The organism is Flavobacterium mesophilum (assembly GCF_039581405.1).
Taxonomy (GTDB): Bacteria; Bacteroidota; Bacteroidia; order Flavobacteriales; family Flavobacteriaceae; genus Flavobacterium.
Genome location: NZ_JBCPXZ010000007.1, coordinates 23,461 through 41,952 on the forward strand (window position 1 = coordinate 23,461; position 18,492 = coordinate 41,952).

The 18,492-nt window shown below is 32.2% G+C and carries 22 protein-coding genes; 8 read left to right on the plus strand and 14 right to left on the minus strand.

Annotated elements, in window-relative coordinates:
* The first annotated feature begins 55 nt into the window (after positions 1 to 55).
* Complete coding sequence (locus AAYQ19_RS19180) at positions 56 to 589, plus strand: hypothetical protein (protein WP_343538533.1); 534 nt, start codon at positions 56 to 58, stop codon at positions 587 to 589.
* Positions 590 to 617: 28 nt separating this feature from the next.
* Here the strand turns inward: AAYQ19_RS19180 and AAYQ19_RS19185 are convergent, their stop codons facing one another.
* Entirely contained in the window at positions 618 to 1,127 is a 510-nt protein-coding gene (locus tag AAYQ19_RS19185; RefSeq protein WP_343538535.1) for a hypothetical protein, read from the minus strand.
* A gap of 389 nt (positions 1,128 to 1,516) precedes the next feature.
* On the opposite strand from AAYQ19_RS19185, the gene rpsA reads away from it, so the two are divergent.
* A complete protein-coding gene (gene rpsA / locus AAYQ19_RS19190; RefSeq protein ID WP_184166535.1) occupies positions 1,517 to 3,292 on the plus strand; it encodes a 30S ribosomal protein S1 in 1,776 nt (591 codons plus the stop codon).
* Positions 3,293 to 3,438: 146 nt separating this feature from the next.
* Here rpsA and AAYQ19_RS19195 read toward each other — a convergent pair whose 3' ends face one another.
* Positions 3,439 to 3,945, minus strand: coding sequence for an ExbD/TolR family protein (locus AAYQ19_RS19195; RefSeq protein ID WP_343538539.1), 507 nt, complete (start codon positions 3,943 to 3,945; stop codon positions 3,439 to 3,441).
* A 26-nt stretch (positions 3,946 to 3,971) separates the two neighbouring features.
* Complete coding sequence (locus AAYQ19_RS19200) at positions 3,972 to 4,502, minus strand: ExbD/TolR family protein (protein WP_343538540.1); 531 nt, start codon at positions 4,500 to 4,502, stop codon at positions 3,972 to 3,974.
* A 217-nt stretch (positions 4,503 to 4,719) separates the two neighbouring features.
* Between AAYQ19_RS19200 and AAYQ19_RS19205 the strand changes: the two genes are divergently transcribed.
* Positions 4,720 to 5,274, plus strand: a complete 555-nt coding sequence (locus AAYQ19_RS19205; RefSeq protein ID WP_343538542.1) for a fasciclin domain-containing protein — start codon at positions 4,720 to 4,722, stop codon at positions 5,272 to 5,274.
* 82 nt (positions 5,275 to 5,356) lie between these two features.
* Here the strand turns inward: AAYQ19_RS19205 and AAYQ19_RS19210 are convergent, their stop codons facing one another.
* The 7 genes from AAYQ19_RS19210 to AAYQ19_RS19240 all read right to left on the minus strand — a co-directional run bounded on the left by AAYQ19_RS19210 (position 5,357) and on the right by AAYQ19_RS19240 (position 12,202).
* Positions 5,357 to 6,202 (minus strand): EamA family transporter, encoded by an 846-nt coding sequence (locus AAYQ19_RS19210; protein WP_343538544.1) that lies wholly within the window; start codon positions 6,200 to 6,202, stop codon positions 5,357 to 5,359.
* Between the two features lie 62 nt (positions 6,203 to 6,264).
* The gene (locus AAYQ19_RS19215; RefSeq protein WP_026728751.1) at positions 6,265 to 6,408 is read right to left on the minus strand and encodes a hypothetical protein; all 144 of its coding nucleotides are present in this window, start codon (positions 6,406 to 6,408) and stop codon (positions 6,265 to 6,267) included.
* Between the two features lie 131 nt (positions 6,409 to 6,539).
* Positions 6,540 to 8,393 carry a M56 family metallopeptidase gene (locus AAYQ19_RS19220; protein ID WP_343538547.1) on the minus strand — a complete coding sequence of 618 codons (1,854 nt, stop codon included), beginning with the start codon at positions 8,391 to 8,393 and terminating at the stop codon, positions 6,540 to 6,542.
* Between the two features lie 5 nt (positions 8,394 to 8,398).
* Complete coding sequence (locus tag AAYQ19_RS19225; protein ID WP_343538549.1) at positions 8,399 to 8,767, minus strand: BlaI/MecI/CopY family transcriptional regulator; 369 nt, start codon at positions 8,765 to 8,767, stop codon at positions 8,399 to 8,401.
* A gap of 33 nt (positions 8,768 to 8,800) precedes the next feature.
* The gene (locus AAYQ19_RS19230) at positions 8,801 to 10,447 is read right to left on the minus strand and encodes a M56 family metallopeptidase (protein WP_343538550.1); all 1,647 of its coding nucleotides are present in this window, start codon (positions 10,445 to 10,447) and stop codon (positions 8,801 to 8,803) included.
* Between the two features lie 6 nt (positions 10,448 to 10,453).
* Positions 10,454 to 10,822, minus strand: coding sequence for a BlaI/MecI/CopY family transcriptional regulator (locus AAYQ19_RS19235; RefSeq protein ID WP_343538551.1), 369 nt, complete (start codon positions 10,820 to 10,822; stop codon positions 10,454 to 10,456).
* 162 nt (positions 10,823 to 10,984) lie between these two features.
* Entirely contained in the window at positions 10,985 to 12,202 is a 1,218-nt protein-coding gene (locus AAYQ19_RS19240; protein WP_343538553.1) for an MDR family MFS transporter, read from the minus strand.
* Between the two features lie 98 nt (positions 12,203 to 12,300).
* Here AAYQ19_RS19240 and AAYQ19_RS19245 point away from each other — a divergent pair, with 98 nt between their 5' ends.
* The 5 genes from AAYQ19_RS19245 (at position 12,301) to AAYQ19_RS19265 (ending at position 16,080) form a co-directional block, all read left to right on the plus strand.
* Entirely contained in the window at positions 12,301 to 12,900 is a 600-nt protein-coding gene (locus AAYQ19_RS19245) for a DUF1684 domain-containing protein (protein WP_343538555.1), read from the plus strand.
* Positions 12,900 to 13,550, plus strand: a complete 651-nt coding sequence (locus AAYQ19_RS19250) for a TatD family hydrolase (RefSeq protein ID WP_343538557.1) — start codon at positions 12,900 to 12,902, stop codon at positions 13,548 to 13,550. Before AAYQ19_RS19245 ends, AAYQ19_RS19250 begins: the two co-directional genes overlap by 1 nt.
* Before the next feature lie 164 nt (positions 13,551 to 13,714).
* On the plus strand, positions 13,715 to 14,437 hold the full coding sequence (locus AAYQ19_RS19255) for a tRNA threonylcarbamoyladenosine dehydratase (protein WP_343538559.1): 723 nt from the start codon (positions 13,715 to 13,717) through the stop codon (positions 14,435 to 14,437).
* A 66-nt stretch (positions 14,438 to 14,503) separates the two neighbouring features.
* Positions 14,504 to 15,166, plus strand: coding sequence for an HAD family hydrolase (locus AAYQ19_RS19260; RefSeq protein ID WP_343538561.1), 663 nt, complete (start codon positions 14,504 to 14,506; stop codon positions 15,164 to 15,166).
* 71 nt (positions 15,167 to 15,237) lie between these two features.
* The gene (locus tag AAYQ19_RS19265) at positions 15,238 to 16,080 is read left to right on the plus strand and encodes a DUF2911 domain-containing protein (protein WP_343538562.1); all 843 of its coding nucleotides are present in this window, start codon (positions 15,238 to 15,240) and stop codon (positions 16,078 to 16,080) included.
* Positions 16,081 to 16,268: 188 nt separating this feature from the next.
* On the opposite strand, the gene AAYQ19_RS19270 is transcribed toward AAYQ19_RS19265, so the two are convergent.
* The 4 genes from AAYQ19_RS19270 to AAYQ19_RS19285 form a co-directional block, all read right to left on the minus strand.
* Positions 16,269 to 16,898 carry an MCP four helix bundle domain-containing protein gene (locus tag AAYQ19_RS19270; protein ID WP_343538564.1) on the minus strand — a complete coding sequence of 210 codons (630 nt, stop codon included), beginning with the start codon at positions 16,896 to 16,898 and terminating at the stop codon, positions 16,269 to 16,271.
* Positions 16,895 to 17,527: a hypothetical protein gene (locus AAYQ19_RS19275; RefSeq protein ID WP_343538565.1), complete on the minus strand. Its 633-nt coding sequence runs from the start codon at positions 17,525 to 17,527 to the stop codon at positions 16,895 to 16,897. The genes AAYQ19_RS19270 and AAYQ19_RS19275 overlap by 4 nt, the downstream gene beginning before the upstream one ends.
* A 138-nt stretch (positions 17,528 to 17,665) precedes the next feature.
* Complete coding sequence (locus tag AAYQ19_RS19280; RefSeq protein WP_343538566.1) at positions 17,666 to 18,148, minus strand: hypothetical protein; 483 nt, start codon at positions 18,146 to 18,148, stop codon at positions 17,666 to 17,668.
* Positions 18,149 to 18,154: 6 nt separating this feature from the next.
* The gene (locus AAYQ19_RS19285; protein WP_343538567.1) at positions 18,155 to 18,484 is read right to left on the minus strand and encodes a DUF805 domain-containing protein; all 330 of its coding nucleotides are present in this window, start codon (positions 18,482 to 18,484) and stop codon (positions 18,155 to 18,157) included.
* Positions 18,485 to 18,492 lie beyond the last annotated feature (8 nt).

The window sequence follows — 18,492 nt, forward strand, 5'->3', positions numbered from 1 at the left end:
CCGAAAGATTTAATCTTTCGGGCTTAATTTTTAATTTCTTGAAAAAAAAATAGTTATGAAATTTGAATTGACTTTTAATAAAGAAATTTATAATAAACAATTGCAATTATTGTTTGATTTGACTTTGGGAAAGAAAATAATATATTATAAAAATTCTCAATATTTAGGCTTGTTTTTGTTGACGATTGGGATAGTCTTGATTTTAATTTATCCAAATAAATTAGGAGTAGGGTATCTTTTTGTAGTATTTGTTGTGTTTAACATAGTTCCTTTTATTTATTATTACTTTAAATTGAAGTCTTTTAAGAATGCTCGAGTACAAGCTGTTGCACAATTAAGTTCTTTTGAAAATATCAATTGGGAATTTACAGAAAGTTCCCTAGTCGAAAATTATGATAAGTTTTCCAAAGTAGTTAGCTGGGAAGAGTTTGTTTATTGGGTTGTAAAAGAGGGTACTTTGATCATGATTACTAGGGATTTTTATCCGTACATTTTGAGTGAAGCTGAAATCGGTATTGAAAGTTTTCAGGAAATAAGATCTTTTGTAAAGACAAAAATTATAAATAAAGAACATGTTAATTTTAGTTAAAAATATAGATTTTTAAAAGTCGTGGGATTTAGTATTTTGTTGTCACATTGCTTTTAAAAGTATATCTAAGTTTTATCACTAAAAATAAAAACACAATATAGATTAAGAAATAAATTTTAATTGTTTCGTTGTTTTCAATTTCTTGTGAAATAACGATGTTTTTCTGGTCTTCATAAGCAAACTTTGAGGTTCCCCTGTCTAAGTACCAGATATAAACGGAATCATGATGCTTGGCCATATATTCGTTTATTTCAATTTCGTATGATTGATGTTTTAAGCCAAATCCGCTACCATTATGAGGTCTCAAAAAACTTCCTTTGTTGAAATAGAAGTATGTTGATCTCGTCCCGCCTTTTGAAGTTGATGATTTTGAAGAGTCAATTTTTACTTTAATCTTTTTAAAATCTTTTTCATGTTTAATAATTTTGTAATTGAATGTAAATTGCATTACAAGGATTATTAAACAAATGGTTGAAAAACATAATATTATGGTTGTGATTACAGCAAAAACACTTGGACTGTTATCTTTTTGTTTCATACTTTGAGACTATTTTATGCTGTAAATATATAGTAAACCCGATAGGTTTTCAAAATTTGCCGATTTCGTTTTGCAGGACTTATGAAAACAAAAACTTCTCATCTAGCCCCGATGGAGCCAAATATCCTTTTATGCCGGTGTTCGGCATAAAAGATATGGGTGATAGCGGGACTAAACGTCTTTTGAAACCGAAAATGTGCTGCTTCTTAATAATATGCTGATAATCATATCGGTTTTGTTTTGTTAATTCAGAAAAATGTATTAATTTTGCAGTCCTTTTGGCAGAGAAGAGTTTCCATTAGGTATCAACCATTTATGTAAAACAACTTCTGTATTTTCTATCGCATAGAGAAACTCGAGAAAAACAGAATACAAATTTTTTTATCAGCATGTCTGAACAAACAAAATCACAAGAAGAGTTTTTAGCAAATTTTAACTGGCACAACTTCCAAGAAGGAATCGATGCAGTAGATGAGAAAAACTTGCAAGAGTTTGAAGAACTAGTATCAAAAACTTTCATCGCTACAGATCAAGAAGAAGTAGTTGAAGGAGTTGTTGTTAGAATTACAGATAGAGACGTTATCGTTGATATCAATGCTAAATCTGAAGGTGTTATTTCTTTAAACGAATTTCGTTACAACCCAAATTTAAAAGTAGGTGACAAAGTTGAAGTATTAATCGACATCCGTGAGGATAAAACAGGTCAATTAGTATTATCTCACAGAAAAGCACGTACTATCAAATCTTGGGATAGAGTTATTGCAGCAAATGAAACTGGAGAAATCGTTAACGGTTTTGTTAAATGCAGAACTAAAGGAGGTATGATTGTTGACGTATTCGGAATCGAAGCGTTCTTACCTGGATCTCAAATTGACGTTAAGCCAATTAGAGACTACGATGTATATGTAAACAAAATGATGGAATTCAAAGTGGTAAAAATCAACCACGAATTCAAAAACGTTGTTGTATCTCATAAAGCTCTTATCGAGGCTGATATTGAAGTACAGAAAAAAGAGATCATCGGTCAATTACAAAAAGGACAAGTATTAGAAGGTGTTGTTAAAAACATTACTTCTTATGGTGTGTTCATTGACTTAGGTGGTGTTGACGGATTAATCCACATTACTGACCTTTCTTGGTCAAGAATCAACCACCCAAGTGAAGTTCTTGAATTAGACCAAAAATTAAACGTTGTAATCCTTGATTTCGATGATGAGAAAACAAGAATTCAATTAGGATTGAAACAATTAAACGCTCACCCATGGGATGCTTTAGATGCTAACTTAACTGTTGGTGATAAAGTTAAAGGTAAAGTAGTTGTAATCGCTGATTACGGTGCTTTCATCGAAGTTGCTGAAGGTGTTGAAGGTTTAATCCACGTTTCTGAAATGTCATGGTCAACTCACTTGCGTTCTGCTCAGGACTTCGTGAAAGTTGGAGATGTTGTTGAAGCAGTTATCTTAACTCTTGACAGAGACGATCGTAAGATGTCATTAGGTATCAAACAATTGACTCAAGATCCATGGACTGACATTACTTCTAAATACCCGGTAGGTTCTAAACATACAGGTATCGTTAGAAACTTCACAAACTTTGGTATTTTCGTAGAATTAGAAGAAGGAATTGATGGATTAATCTACATCTCTGACTTATCTTGGACTAAGAAAATTAAACACCCATCTGAGTTTGTAAACGTTGGTGAAAAACTTGATGTTGTTGTATTAGAATTAGATGTTGAAGGACGTAAATTATCTTTAGGTCACAAACAAACTACTGCTAATCCTTGGGATCAATACGAAGATTCTTTCGCTGTAGGAACTATCCACAACGGTGAGATTTCTGAAATCGTTGACAAAGGAGCTACTGTAGAATTCGGAGATGATATCGTTGCTTTCATTCCTACTCGTCACCTTGAAAAAGAAGACGGAAAGAAATTGAAAAAAGGTGATACAGCTGATTTCAAAGTAATCGAATTCAACAAAGAATTCAAAAGAGTTGTTGCTTCTCACACTGCTATCTTCAGAGAAGAAGAAGAGAAAAACGTGAAAGCTGCTGCTGAAACTACAACTGCTGCATCTACTAACGCACCAGCTGCGACTTTAGGTGACAACAATGATGTATTAGCTGCTCTTAAAGCTAAAATGGAAAAAACTGAGAAAAAATAATTCTTAGTTTCCTAAAATAGAAAGTCCCACAGCAATGTGGGACTTTTTTTATGTTTTTTTGTTTCAAGTTTCAAGTTTCAAGTTGTATCCGGTTTGCCAGTTCGAGCGGAGTCGAGAACTTTTTTGAAAATGAGAAATATCTTGAGTTAATTTGAAGCTAACAATTTTGTTTCTTCGGGCATAAATTCTGGCACGATAGAATAAGATGTAATTCCTGTTATTTTCATTTCATTCAAAATATCTACTAAATTACCATAATTAGATTTCTTGGTAGGCTTAATAATAACTACGAGATTATCGTGTTTTAATTTACTGGATCTGTTAATTATAGTCAGTAAGTCCTTTCGAATTCCATTTTTTCCGTATGTGACACTTTTGGGTTTTTTAATCGGAGTAGCTATAAGACCAACATAATATATTAGTTTGTCGTTTTCACCCAATAGTATAGTAACTGAACGGTTTTCACCTTCATGGGTATAACTAAAACAGTCATCACAGTCACTTCCCGTACTTAAATCTAAAGCTTTAGGTTTTGATAATTCGCCAACAAGCATAAAAAATATTATTAAGAGGAACGAAACGCTAACCATTGCAGTTAAATCAACTCTTGAATTTAGTTTTTTGCTTCTGACTTTTTTTGGTAGATTTTTCATAGCAATGAATTTTTGGTTAGCTTTTTTTAATTTGAAGCTATTAATTTAGATTCTTCTGGACTAAATTCGTTTACAACGATGTAAGTATCAATTCCTGTAATTTCCATTTCGTCTAAAATATCGACTAGGTTTTTGAAATTAGATTTTTTGCTAGGTTTGATTATAACTGCAATCCCTCTCCCGTGTTTTCCTAATTGAGCAGAATAATTAAGAGTGATTTTGTTTTCTTTAAAAAGCTCTTTTCTAATTCCGTTCTTGCCATAAGATACTTCTTTTGGTGTAACTTCTGGAGCAGCTAATAATCCTTTGTAACAGACTAATTTATTATGGTTTCCAAGCAAAATTGTATAAGTTCGAATTTCACTGCCACAACTTACGCCTCTCCCGCAATCATCACAGTCATAATTTGGCAAGCTTAAATTCATTGCTTTTTGTTTAGACAATTCCCCAACAACCATAAAAAATATAATCAGCAAAAAAGAAACACTGACCATAGCCGTTAAATCAACTTTTGAATTTAGTTTTTTGCTTCTGACTTTTTTTGGAAGGTTTTGCATAATAAATGATTTTGGTATTCTAAAGTTAATAATAAAATGGAGACAAAAATGCGTTATATTTTAAATTTTATGAAAAAAAATAAAACTTTCATAACGCTTTATTTTCAGTAGTTAAGATTGATAATTTGATGATTTTGCCGTGAAATGTATTTTAAAATTAAAACCAAAACAAATTTATCTGCGTAAATGAGCTTATAACTTAAAAATTAATAACATTATGAAAACGAGAAAAATTTTATCAGCAGTAGTTTTGGTTTTAGGATTTGTATTTACATCACATGCGCAAAAAACAGTTATGGTTGGCGGTGCAGCAATGTATCCAAATAAAAATATTATTGAAAATGCCGTAAATTCAAAAGATCACACCACTCTTGTTGTTGCAGTAAAAGCTGCTGGTTTGGTTGAAACTTTACAAGGAAAAGGACCTTTTACGGTTTTTGCTCCAACAAACGCAGCTTTTGATAAACTGCCAAAAGGAACTGTGGAAACTTTATTGAAACCAGAAAATAAAAAAATGCTTCAAACGATCTTGACCTATCATGTTGTTGCTGGAAAAATGAACTCATCTGATATTGCGAAAGCCATAAAAGCAGGAAAAGGAAAAGCAACTTTAAAAACCGTTAGTGGAGGTACATTAACAGCTTGGATGAGTGGCAAGGATTTATATATCAGTGATGAAAACGGAAATAAATCGAAAGTTACAATCGCAGATGTAAATCAGTCAAATGGTGTGATTCATGTAGTTGATGCCGTTTTGCTTCCGAAAAAATAATATATTCTAAAAACAAAAAATCAAATTCCAAATTCCAATTTAAGCTTGGGATTTGGAATTTAAATTTTGAAATTTATTCAGTTTATTTTTTCGAAGTCAATGTAGAACCGGCCGAAGCGACAACAACACAAACTACAGCCAATATTTCATAAAAACTTAAATTCTCATTTAAAAATATGAATGCACAAATAGAAGCGGCCGCTGGTTCTAAACTCATTAAAATACTAAAAGTTCTAGAAGGAAGTTTGTCTAAGGCTTTCATTTCTAGAGTAAACGGGATTGCACTTGACAATAATGCTAGAGCAACTCCCATTCCGAAAAGTCTCGGTGTTAGATTTGCTAATCCGTTTTCGAAAACTCCAAAAGGCAAAACTAAAATTGCAGCTAAAAGCATTCCTGTTGACACCGCAGTACCTTCGTTCATTATTTTTGAGATTTTCCCGCCAAAAACAATATAGCAAGCCCACAAGCCACCGGCTATTAGAGCAAATACAACACCTAAAGTATCCAAGCGTTCATTTGTCCAAGGTGCAATTAATAAAATTCCTATTGCAGCAAGAACGACCCAGCAATAATCTAATAGTCGCTTTGAACCTACAATTGCAAGTAATAACGGACCGATAAATTCTAATGTAACTGCCAATCCAATTGGGATTCTCTCTATAGCAAAATAAAAAATCAAATTCATCGCGCCTAAAGACAATCCATAAGGAATTACAACTTTCCATTGTGCAGTCGTAATGGCTTTTAAATTTGGTCGATAAGCCAATAACAAAATTATTGCCGAAACTCCAATTCGGATAGATGCTGTTCCTGCGGCTCCAATTGCAGGAAATAAGGTTTTTGCAATTGCTGCGCCACATTGCACGCTAATAATTGCAAGTAATACTGCTTGAACAGGAGGAAGATTTATTTTTTTAGTTTTCATAAATAGGAATGCAGAAAAAACAAAATGTGTTTTCTACGTAATAACATTATTCGGCATTAATACTAATTGCCTAATGCTCGTTTAGTTACATAAGCTCTGTAGCCAATAATTGCCATTTGCCATTTTTTGGCTTTAGAAATATCTAAACCTTGCTTGGTAAAACTCGGCAAGAGCAGTTTGTTTAATTTAGCTAAAATTTTATACATGGCAGATTTGTTTTTTCAAAGATATAAAAAAAGACTTTGTGTTAAAACAAAGTCTTTTGTGGTTGAAAAACCCGAAAATAATATAAAAACCAGTGTTTTCGGCACTGGTTTTTTATATTATAATAAATGGATTAAGCTTTCTTATCAGCTTTTTCTTTTAGTTTCATGTCCTTTTCATGTTGCTTCATGTCTTTTGCATGCTGTTTCATTTGTTTAGCATGTTCTTTCATTTCTTTTTCATGTTGCTTCATGTCAAGTTCATAATCTTTCATATCTTGCTCGTATTGCTTCATATGATTTTCATATTCTTGAGAATCGCTGCCAAATTTCATTTTCATGTCAATATTGAATTTATCCATATTCATATTGAATTTTTGCATAGCAATTTGATATTTTTCCATTTCCTTTTCGAATATAGCGCCGCGCTGCTCCATGATCGCATCGATTTGTTTTTCGTAAGCGTCCATTTGAGGTTCCCATTCTTCCATTTTTTTCTCAAACTCTTTCATGTCTTTTTCAAATTTAGCCCAAGCTGCTTTATCGTTTACATCTCTAGGAGCTTTAGGAGCTTTTGGCATTTTTGACATATCGATTGGAGGAACGGGTGGCATTGGTCCCGTTGGGAAAACTGGAGCAACAGGAGGTACAGGAGCAACCATATCTGGCGCATTTGGCGGAGTTGGCGCATCTGGGCCTTCGCCTGGACCTTTGAAATCTTTAATAACGATGTTTTGTCTTTCAACAACTACAGGGTGATCTAATTGGTCATCAGTAGTTAGAGTGATGTTTTTAGAACCTTTTTCATCAGTGTTTAGCGCAATGTTGCAATCTTTTATTGCTTTTGTGCTGTTCATTTCTATGATTTGTTTTTTACCATTTTCTTTAAGGATTTGAACTTTGATACTTGTAATTTCGTTATCGCTGTTTCTTTTTACATCAGAAATGGTAAGATCAACATTGTGTTCTTTTTTTAGTTTCGTTGCCAAGTCCTTTAATTCTTGATCTGTCGTTGATTTTGTGATTTTAAAAATATTCGGATCTTCGTTTTTAGAAACAACAGTCTCTTTTTCAGCAACGCCTTTTTTCTCTTGAGCAATCGTTTTTATTTGGAATAAAAATACAAAAGCTGCAAGCGCCGGAATTACAGCATAATATTTCCAGTAATTCCATTTTTTTGATTGATTTTTGTTTAACATGACAATTCGTTTTTTGATTAATGATTGATAAAAATGATTGGTGATTGCAACACAAGTTTCATGTGTTGTTATTTTTAAAAGCGTGTATTGATATGCTTTTTTGTCTGATAATTTTTTTGAGGCTTCATTGTCTGCAATAAATTCTAAATTCTGCAGAATAGCTTTTTTGTAAAGCCAAATGATTGGATTGAACCAAAAAAGAATGCAAAAGATTCTAGAAATGATTACATCAACCGTATGATTTTGGTCGCTGTGCACTTTTTCGTGTTCCAAAATACTTTGCAATTCTGACTCGCTGTACAGTGATGAGTTGTACACGATATAATCAAAATAAGAAAAAGGAGCAATATTTTCTGAAACATCAACAAATTTGAAGTCTTCTTGCTGTTTGATGCTTTTTCCTTTTAAAACAGAATTTAAGCTATAAAAGTCAATGGCAAATTTTAGCATAAAAGAAGCAAATCCAATCGCGTAAATGGCCAATGAAACTAAATTCCAGTTTATTTCAAAAGGTTCTTCTTCAATAACTTGTGGCGTGTAATGTGAAACATAATGACTGTTTAAGGCAACAGTTTCAACAGCTGGAGTATAGACTATTGGTGCAGGATCAACCCAAATTATTTTTGTATAAATAACAAATGGCAATACAACCGAAGTTATTAATCCTGCAAGCAGAAAATACCTGTTGCTACTGAAAAAAGTCTCTTTGCGAAGTAAAAAATAATAAGCAAAATAGAACATAGCAATTAAGCCGCCAGATTTGATGATAAAAGTGAAAAGTGCTTCCATAACTACTATTTTTCTGCTTTTGGATTTTCAATCATTGCCAAGATTTCTCGTAATTCCTTTGCCGAAATTTTTTCTTCTTTGGCAAAAAACGAAACCATGCTTTTATAAGAGCTGTTGAAATAATTATCAATTGCGGTGCTCATAAAGCCTTTTCTGTATTCTTCAATACTCACCATTGGAAAATATTGATGCGTGTTTCCAAAAGCGTTATGACTTACATATCCTTTCTCCTCGAGATTGCGAACAATAGTCGAAAGCGTGTTGTAATGCGGTTGCTCTTCAGTGATTTCTGCCTGAATTTCTTTTACAAAAGCTTTTTTAAGCTTCCATAAAATGTGCATTATTTCCTCTTCTTTGTTGGTTAGCTTTTGCATAATTTTGGTTTTGGCTGTTAAAAGTCTGATTAATTACTTTTTGGTTTCAATTATGATTACACCTTTTTTCGCATCCTCGCCATATTTTGAAACTGCATTATCGCCGGTGTACATTTCCATTGATTTGATTTTCAATTTTTGAAGATCAAGATTTGTGAAATCAGTTACTTCGACTCCGTCGATAATAATCTTTTGATCAGAAGTGATGCGTACATTCGGTTGTGAATTAGTACTTATAACAACGTTTGATCCTTTCTTTTCATCTGTTGTTAATACTAACATTGTAGAAGTGCTTACATTCGTATTTACTTTAGTATTCACGCTAGTATTTACACTAGTATTTACATTGGTATTAACTTTTGTATTATCTCCAGCAGTCCTTGCATCACTGCTTGTAACAGTATAATGATTAGTTTTAACATTTTTGTTTGCTTTAGAGTTAGTACTTGTTTTTACTTCTAGCTTATCCTCTGAAGCAATAATAGAATCGCCCGTTTTGCTAGTATTAAAATTGATTTTTTTAGTTCCATCTGAATTAGTGGTTACAACGATACCGCAATCTTGAATTGCGTTGCTGCCATTGACCATAAAAGCCTTTGATAGTTGTTCTCCTTTAGTGAGTTCTACTTTTATGCCAGTTATTTCATTGTCAGCATTTCGTTTAACTTCAGATAAAGTAGCGTCAATGCCATGATCTTTTTTTAGATTTTCAGTAATTTCTTTTAAATCTGCATCGGTTGATTTTTTTGTGATCGAATAAACATCAATTGCATCAACTTTTTGAGATAAGTTTTTTGTTTCTTGCTGTTTTTCTTTTGCAATTACTTTGACCTGAAATACTAAAACAAAGGCAACAAGAGCTGGAATTATCGTATAATACTTCCAGGAATTCCTTCTTTTTGATTGATTTTTGTTTAACATAACAATTCGTTTTTTGATTAATGATTGATAAAAATGATTGGTGATTGCTACACAACTTTCATGTGTAGTGATTTTTAAAAGCGTGTATTGATAAGCTTTCTTGTCGGCTAATTTTTGTGCGGCTTCTTTATCTGCAATGAATTCAAGGTTTTGAACAATTGCTTTTTTGTAAAACCAAATAATTGGGTTGAACCAAAACAAAATGCAAAAGGCTCTTGAAATCAGAACATCGACAGTGTGGTTTTGATCAGAATGCACTTTTTCGTGCTCAATAATGCTTTCTAATTCTGAATCTGTAAACATTGATGAGTTGTAAACGATATATTCAAAATAAGAAAACGGAGCGATATTTTCAGTAACATCTATAAATTTGAAATCGGCTTGCTGTTTGATTTTCGTTCCTTTTATAATAGAATTCAAGCTGTAAAAATCAAAAGCGAATTTTGCTAACAAAGACAAAACACCAAGAATATAAATTCCGATAAAAACCATATTCCAGCTGATTTCAAAACTTTCTTTTGCCGGAATTACGACGAAATTTGTTCCCGATAAATTTTGATTTAAAATAGGAGAGGCGTTTATCCAAACTGTTTTGGTATAAACTAAAAATGGAAGAAGTGAAGCTGTTATTAATCCTGCCAATAAAAACCAACGATTGCTATTGAAAAAAGTTTCTTTTCGCAGCAAGAAATAATAGGCAAAATAGAATAATGCAATTAATCCTGATGCTTTTGCGATATAAATGAATACAGCTTCCATAATCGATTATTTTTCCTCTTTTGGGTTTTCGATCATATCCAAGATTTCACGTAATTCTGCTGCTGAAATTTTCTCTTCTTTGGCAAAAAACGAAACCATATTTTTATAAGAACTATTGAAATAGTTGTCAATAGCAGTTTTCATATACTTTTTGCTGTACGCTTCTAAAGTTATTATCGGATAATATTGATGCGTATTTCCAAAAGCATTATGCCCTACAAAACCTTTTTCCTCAAGATTACGAACAATAGTCGAAAGTGTATTATAGTGCGGTTGATCTTCGGTAATTTCTGCTTGAATTTCTTTTACAAAAGCTTTTCTAAGCTTCCATAAAATTTGCATGATTTCCTCTTCTTTGTTGGTTAACTTTTGCATGTGTCCTAATTTTAATTCAAACGTACAACTATTTTTATAGTTACGCAACTATAAAAGTAGTTATTTAACTATTTTTTAAGTTTGAATTGAGAATTTGACGCAAAAAAAAATCCAATTCAAAGTTAATGAATTGGATATAAACGATTTAAATAAAAGTGAATTTTAAGACTTTCGTTCGTGTGTTAAAGCTTTTTTGATCCAGAAACAACAAAGAGTTGCTACGAATCCGCTGCAGGCCATGAAAAGCCAGTTGGCTTGATATTTAAAAACAGCTATGATTCCAAAACCAACTTTAGAACTAATAATATGTGCCAAACTAAAACTCATGGTATAAAGTGCCATATAACGGCCTTCCTGACCACGTGGCGCACGACTTAAAGCAAATGCATTCGAAAACGGAAAAGTTAAGATTTCACCAATCGAAATACAAAGCATTGCTATTACAAGAATTCCTGCCCACATATTAATTAATAAAAGTATAAAGCTGAAAGCCATTAAAAACGATCCAACAATGATGATTTTGATTTTGGGAAAGCCTTTTCTTTCCATAAAACCAACCGTTGGCATTTCTAAAGAAAAGATCATAAGTCCATTTAAAGTCATTAATAGCCCAGTTTGAAATTCGCTCAAACCAAATTTCTCATTATGATATAAAGGTAAAGTGGTAAAAAGCTGGAAGAAAATCATTGCTGTAATAAAACTCACAAACAAGAAAACCCAAAAGATTTTATCATGAAAAACCGATTTTATATCAGCTGCGCTTTCGGTTTTGTCATTATGCTCTGCTTTTTTCTTTTCTTTTACCAAAAAAGCAAAAATGGAAATCGAAAGAATACAAGAGCCACCATCGACCCAAAAAAGGCCAGAATATCCCATTCCCATAATAATCAATCCGCCAAGTGCTGGACCAGCGGCGAAACCTAAATTTACTGCGAGACGAACAAGCGTCAGCGCTCGAGTTCTATTTTCTGGCTTTGCATAAGCGCCAAGTGATACAAACATTGCGGGTCTAAACATGTCAGCAATCGTCATTAATAAAAACATTGCGATGCAAAGTCCCCAAAAAGAAGTTATATATTGAACGAAAAAAAGCGCAACACCACTCGTAAACAAACTAAAAATCATGATTTTGTAAAATCCAATTTTGTCTGAAAGTTTTCCCCCAAGCCACGAACCCAACATCGAACCAAGGCCAAATGCAACCATAATCCATCCAACTTGATTGTAATCAAATTGTAAATCCTCTTTTAAATATTTTGACAAAAAGGGAAGCACCATTGTACCGGCGCGATTGATAAAAGTAATGATGGCAAGTATCCAAATTTCTCTTGTAAATCCTCTAAAATTGTTGATGTAGTGTTGAAAAGCTGTTTTAAGCATTATGTTTTGTGTATTTGCAACAAAGTTAGGAAACTTTGTAAGTTAGAACGGTTGTTGCTTTGTTACTTTTAAACTATTTTTGCAGAAAATTTTTGAAGATGAAAAACTGCCTGATTCTAATTTGTTTACTGGTTTTTGGTTTTGGTTTTAGCCAAAAGAAATTTGACCGCGTTGCAACAGAAAAATTTCAGAAACAGATTAATTCTGAATATGCCGATGCAAAAACAAGTCCGTTAATGGAAGAAGATTTGAAGACTTTTAAAACTTTAGATTTTTATCCGATAAATGGAAAATATTTTGTGGTTGCAAAATTTGAAAAAGCAAAAAATGAGAAAGTTTTCGAAATGAAAACAACAGGAACGAGAACTCCAAAATATATCAAATTTGGGACTTTAACATTCACATTAGAAGGCAAAGCATTGAAATTGAATATTTACAGAAGTATTGATCTTTCAAAACAAGAAGAATACAAGGATCATTTATTCTTGCCTTTTTCAGATTTGACTTGTGGAAAAGAAAGTTATATTGGAGGAAGATATATCGATTTAAAAATTCCGAAGGGAAATACAATTGCGGTTGATTTTAACCAAGCTTATAATCCGTATTGTGCTTATAATCATAAATATTCTTGCCCGTTGGTTCCTTTAGAAAATGATTTGAATATTGAAATAAAGGCAGGAGTTAAAACATTTCATTAATGGAATTCTTCAATTTTCATACACATCAGTCTGCAAATCAATCCAATGTTTTGGAGTTGGTAAATCAATATCCTCATGAATTTGATGCGGCAATTCCGTTTTATTCGATTGGAATTCATCCCTGGTATATTTCGGACGAAAGGTTAGAATCCGATTTGAAAATTATTGAAGAAAAATTACAAATTGAAAATTGCTTAGCAATAGGCGAGTGCGGTTTAGATAAACGAATCGAACAGCCATTTGAAAATCAAGTTTTAGTATTTGAAAAACAATTGATATTAGCTGAAAAGTATAAAAAACCGGTTGTTATTCATTGTGTTGCCGCTTTTCAGGAAGTAATCGAAATAAAAAAGAAATTGAAAATTTCGGTTCCTATGATTATTCATGGATTCTCGAAAAACAGCCAGCTTGCGAATCAACTTATTGCGGCAGGATTTTATGTTTCGTTTGGAAAATATTTATTGAGAAATCCAGAATTAAAATCGGTTTTTCAGAATGTCCCAAATGATAAATTTCTGCTAGAAACCGATACAATTGAAGAAGGTATTCAGCAAGTTTATGATTTGGCTTCAAAATATAAAGAAATGAATTTAAAAGAATTACAAGAGATTATTTCAAGTAATTATCGAGATATATTTGAGAAGAAGTAAGAAGTGAAAAGTGAAAAGTAATTAGTGATTAGCTTTAGTTATTTAGCTGTCACCCTGAGCGAAGTCGAAGGGCGTTCCAATTGGAAAACTTGGGCTTCCACTTCGCTCAGCCTGACAACCTGAAACTTGAAACAAAAAAAATAAAAAAAACAAAAGATTTATATATGGCAGAGTGGACAGAAAGAGCCGAGCTTTTATTTACAAAAGAAGGATTAGAAAACTTGCAGAATGCAAATGTTTTAGTAGTAGGATTAGGAGGAGTTGGATCATTTGCAGCTGAATTTTTAGCAAGAGCAGGAGTTGGAAACATGACTATTGTTGATGGAGATGTCGTTGATATTACCAATATTAACAGACAATTGCCTGCACTTCATTCAACAGTTGGCGAACCAAAAATCACAATAGTTGGAGATCGATTAATGGATATTAATCCCGAATTGAAATTGACACGAGTAAAAGAGTTTTTATCACCAGAGCGTGCTTTTGAAATTGTTTCACCTGAGTTTGATTATGTTTTGGATTGCATTGACAGTATTACGCCAAAATTAAATTTGATTATTGCTGCAAAACGCAAAAGAGTCAAAATTATAAGCAGCATGGGTGCAGGAGGAAAGATGCTGGCATCTAAAGTAAAAGTGGCAGATATTTCGAAAACAATCAACTGCTATTTTTCAAAAACAATCCGTAAAAGATTAAAAGCTGCCAAAATCAATAAATTGAAAGTGGTTTTCTCTTCTGAAATCCAGAATGAAAAAAGCCTAAAATTAACCGACGGAAAAAATTTCAAAAAATCTTTCTACGGAACAAACAGCTACATGCCTGGATTATTCGGTCTTCATGCCGCTGAAACTGTGATTCGTTATTTAATCGCAAATAAAAAAGAGTAATCAGAAGCAACTTGCAGAAGAAACCTTTGAACCTTTGCCCCTCAGAACCTTAGTACCTTTAAAAAAATGATTAAAACAGTAATTTTTGACATGGACGGCGTAATTGTCGATACCGAACCCGTTCATCGCTATGCATATTACAAACAATTTTCAGAATTAAATATTGAAGTTTCAGAAGAAATGTACACTTCATTTACTGGATTTTCAACTCGAAATACGTTTCAGACGCTGAAAGGATTTTTCCCTGTAATTGACCAAGAAGTAGAAGATTTGATCCAGAGAAAAAGAAATATTTTTAATGATGCTTTTGATACAAAAGAGGATTTATATTTATTAGATGGCGTTGAAGATTTAATCAAAGATTTGTATGCTAATGGAATCCAAATCATTTTGGCATCTTCAGCTTCAAAAGTTACCATTGAGCGTGTATTTACAAGATTTAATTTGCATCAATATTTTTCACACATTGTGAGTGGCGAGGATTTTCCTCAGTCGAAACCAAATCCTGCAATTTTTATTCACGCGGCTTCTTTGTCGATTGCGCCAAAAGAAGAGTGTATTATCATTGAAGACAGTACAAATGGCGTAAAAGCGGCAAAAGCGGCTGGAATTTATTGCGTTGGTTACAGAAGTGAGCATTCAAACTTGCAAGATCTTTCAGATGCTGATTTGATTATAAATCATTTTAACGAATTAAACGCGCAAAAAATATCACAGATCACAGTCTGAATTAAGTTAAATTTAACATTTGTTAGCTAATTGAATTTGTAAATTTGAACAGAAACAAATAAAAAACTAAAATGAAAAAAATACTTATTGCATTTGCTATTTTATTAGCACCTTTTGCTTCACAAGCACAGATAAAAACACCACAGGCGAGTCCAAAAGCTTATATCAAGCAAACTGTTGGTTTAACTGATGTTGAAGTGACTTATTCAAGACCAGGTGCAAGAGGAAGAGCAGTTTTTGGAAATTTAGTTCCGTTTGGAAAATTATGGAGAACAGGAGCTAACGAAAATACGATTATTAATTTTAGTGATGATGTTGTAATTGATGGGAAAACTTTGAAAAAAGGAAAATATTCAATTTATACGATTCCTAGAATTGAAAGCTGGGAAATTATTTTTTACTTATCTACAGACAACTGGGGATTGCCAGAAAATTGGAGCGATGCTTATGTTGCCTTGAGAACTACTGTAAAAGAAGAAGCGTTGCCAACTCCGGTTGAGACTTTCACGATTGGAATCAATAACTTAGATCCAAATTTTGCTTATTTGGAAATGGCTTGGGAAAACTCTCATGTTGCTTTGAAATTTGAGGTTCCAACTGCAAAAACGGCTACAGCAAGCATCGAGAAAACTTTGGCTGGACCATCGTCTAACGATTATTATGCTGCAGCTCAATATTTGTTCCAATCAAACGGAAATATTGAAACAGCAAGAGTTTATGTTGACAAATCTTTAGACATGGTTACTGATAAACCATATTACATCTTAAGATTAAAATCAATTATTCAAGCGAAACAAGGAGATAAAAAAGGAGCAATTGAAACTGCAAAAGCATCTTTAGCTGCAGCTGAAACAGCAAATAATCAAGATTATGTAAAAATGAATAAAGACAGTATCGCTGAGTGGAGCAGATAAGGTTTTTAAATTACAATAAAAAAATCCCAAATTCCAATTTCTGGTATTTGGGATTTTTTTTGTTTTTAACCGCAAAGTACGCAAGATTTTATGATATGCAAGATGTGCTAAAAACGCAAAGTTCGCAAAGCTTTATGTAAAAAACCTTGCGAACTTTGCGTATTCTTTCCGGCATCTGCGGTTAAATATTAGTTCATACTAGGCGGTTCGGGAATTTTGATGTTTCTTTTTGGTTTCTTTACGATTAGCAAGTAAAATGTTATTCCTCCGAGGATAATCAATAATGCAATTTCAAGCTGTCCAAAACTAACATCGTCATTGTACATAGCATTTGCGGAAGCCAGTTTTTCTTTTCCTTCTTTGATCTGTATTTGTGATAAAGATTCTAAAGTTTTCAAGGCTTGTTCGCTCGCATAAGCTATTTTGTTCCAATTTTTATTTGCTACTTGATTATTTATTTCTTTGCAAGAAGCTAAGAAAGCGTCGAAATGTTCTTTTTCTTTATTGGTCAAAACTGTTTTGGCGTACAAATCATCAATATTGTGAATGATATCAAGTGTATGAATGATTTCGTCTTTCTTGATATTATCGCTCAAATCCAATTTCTCAGCTTCGGCTTTTATAAAATGCAATTCTTTTGAATATTGAAAAATATAATGTGCAACAACCAATCGGTCATTGTAAATCGCATTTATGTTTTCATTTACTTTTTTGGAGTTTTCAAGCGTATTGAAGTTGCTCAAAATAATAATCAACATCACAATCAGCAAAATAAATGCAGCTTTGGTTTTATTGCTATATTTTTTCAAATCTCTCATAATGATGTATTATAAAGAAACAATCCTTTAGTAACCATTTTATTATCGATAAGTTCAATGTTTTTAACAGCTCCCAAAGGTGTTATTTTTATGATTTTGCTTCCTTTGGCAGTATAAAAATAATAAAGACTGTTTGTGTTTATCAAAAATATTTCTTCAGATTCGCCACTATTATAATTGATTTTATAAGTGTAACTCTCTTTGTGGTCTCTAATTTTTTTTGCGGTAGCATAACCGCCAGCGAGGCCATAACCTAGAAAAAAGGAACAAAGTATTGCCGCAAGTGTTTTTATCGAAATACTATTAAAGTAACTTTTCGCTTCTGCCGGAGAAAGCTTGTCAATATTTTTTAGATCAAATGTTTTTATTAAAAATTTCCTATCGTTATATTTTGATAAGATTGAAGGCAAATAATAATGAAATAAAAATAGTGAAAGTATAAAAATTAAAACTATCGGATTTGAAGTAAAAGTAGCAATCGGACTAATCAAGATATCCATGATTGTCGAATATTTCAATATGTTTATTCCTAATTGATAATGAAAAAAGCATTCTTTTATAATTCCCATTATAACTAGGAAAAGGTAACCAAAGGGAAGCAATTTTTGAATATCGTCTGAAATTTTCATTTGCAGTTTTTTAGGTTCAATTTAAAATTCGTCTTTGAACATCTAAAATAGTGTTTTTTACTTACAAATGTGGCAGAATTATATTAGGAAATTCTTTATTTAAATTTTTAGGAGCTATTTCTCGCTGATAAATATCTTTTATTTACTTGCCTGATTTATTAAAAACATGGTTTGTTTATTAATAATTTCAGCTGCTTTAATTAAATGGGATGGGTTCGTGCATTCTCCGTAACTTATATACACGAGGTGATTGTCATCTTCTAAATTTTGATTTTTCATTTGTGCATTTAAATAACTTTGCATGCCCATTACTAGATAAACAGGAGTTCCTTCGCGATAAAGCTGAGTAGCAATTTCGATTAACCTTTTTTCACCAGCAATTTTAACATCAAGTTCATCGTAAGACAATAAATACGAGCAAGTGAGTAAATCGCAAAATTTTACACTTTTTAATGAAGGATATTTTTCGAAAATTTCACTTCCTTGATTTAAATTCTCAAAACATTTTGTGTAGAGCTGTGTTGCAATGGAATGATCCTCAACTTCTGTATCAGTATTATTTTGGCTCTCGGCCTTGAAACAAATAAAAAGTATTGTGATAAAGAAGAATTTTTGAATCATAATTTTCTAGTTTTTTCTTTCAGCAAACAGTAAAAATGCAACAAATGCAATATTCAAAAAAGGAATAAAATTAAAAATTATAAAATTAGGACTTGCATTTAGATCTCGAAGTCTTCTTGCTGTAACAGCTTGAAAAGGAACAAACGTTAGCAGAATTATAAGGCAGGAATAAAATATATTTAGAATTTCTGGGGTATTCAAATTGACTTTTCCATATAAATAAAGAGCCAAGTAATTCATTGAAAAACAAACTAAAATGTAAATTCCATATTCAACTCTTCCTGATTTTTCAGAAAAGGAAGAATTGAAAAAGAATGCATTTTTAATATATTTCATTTAAATAT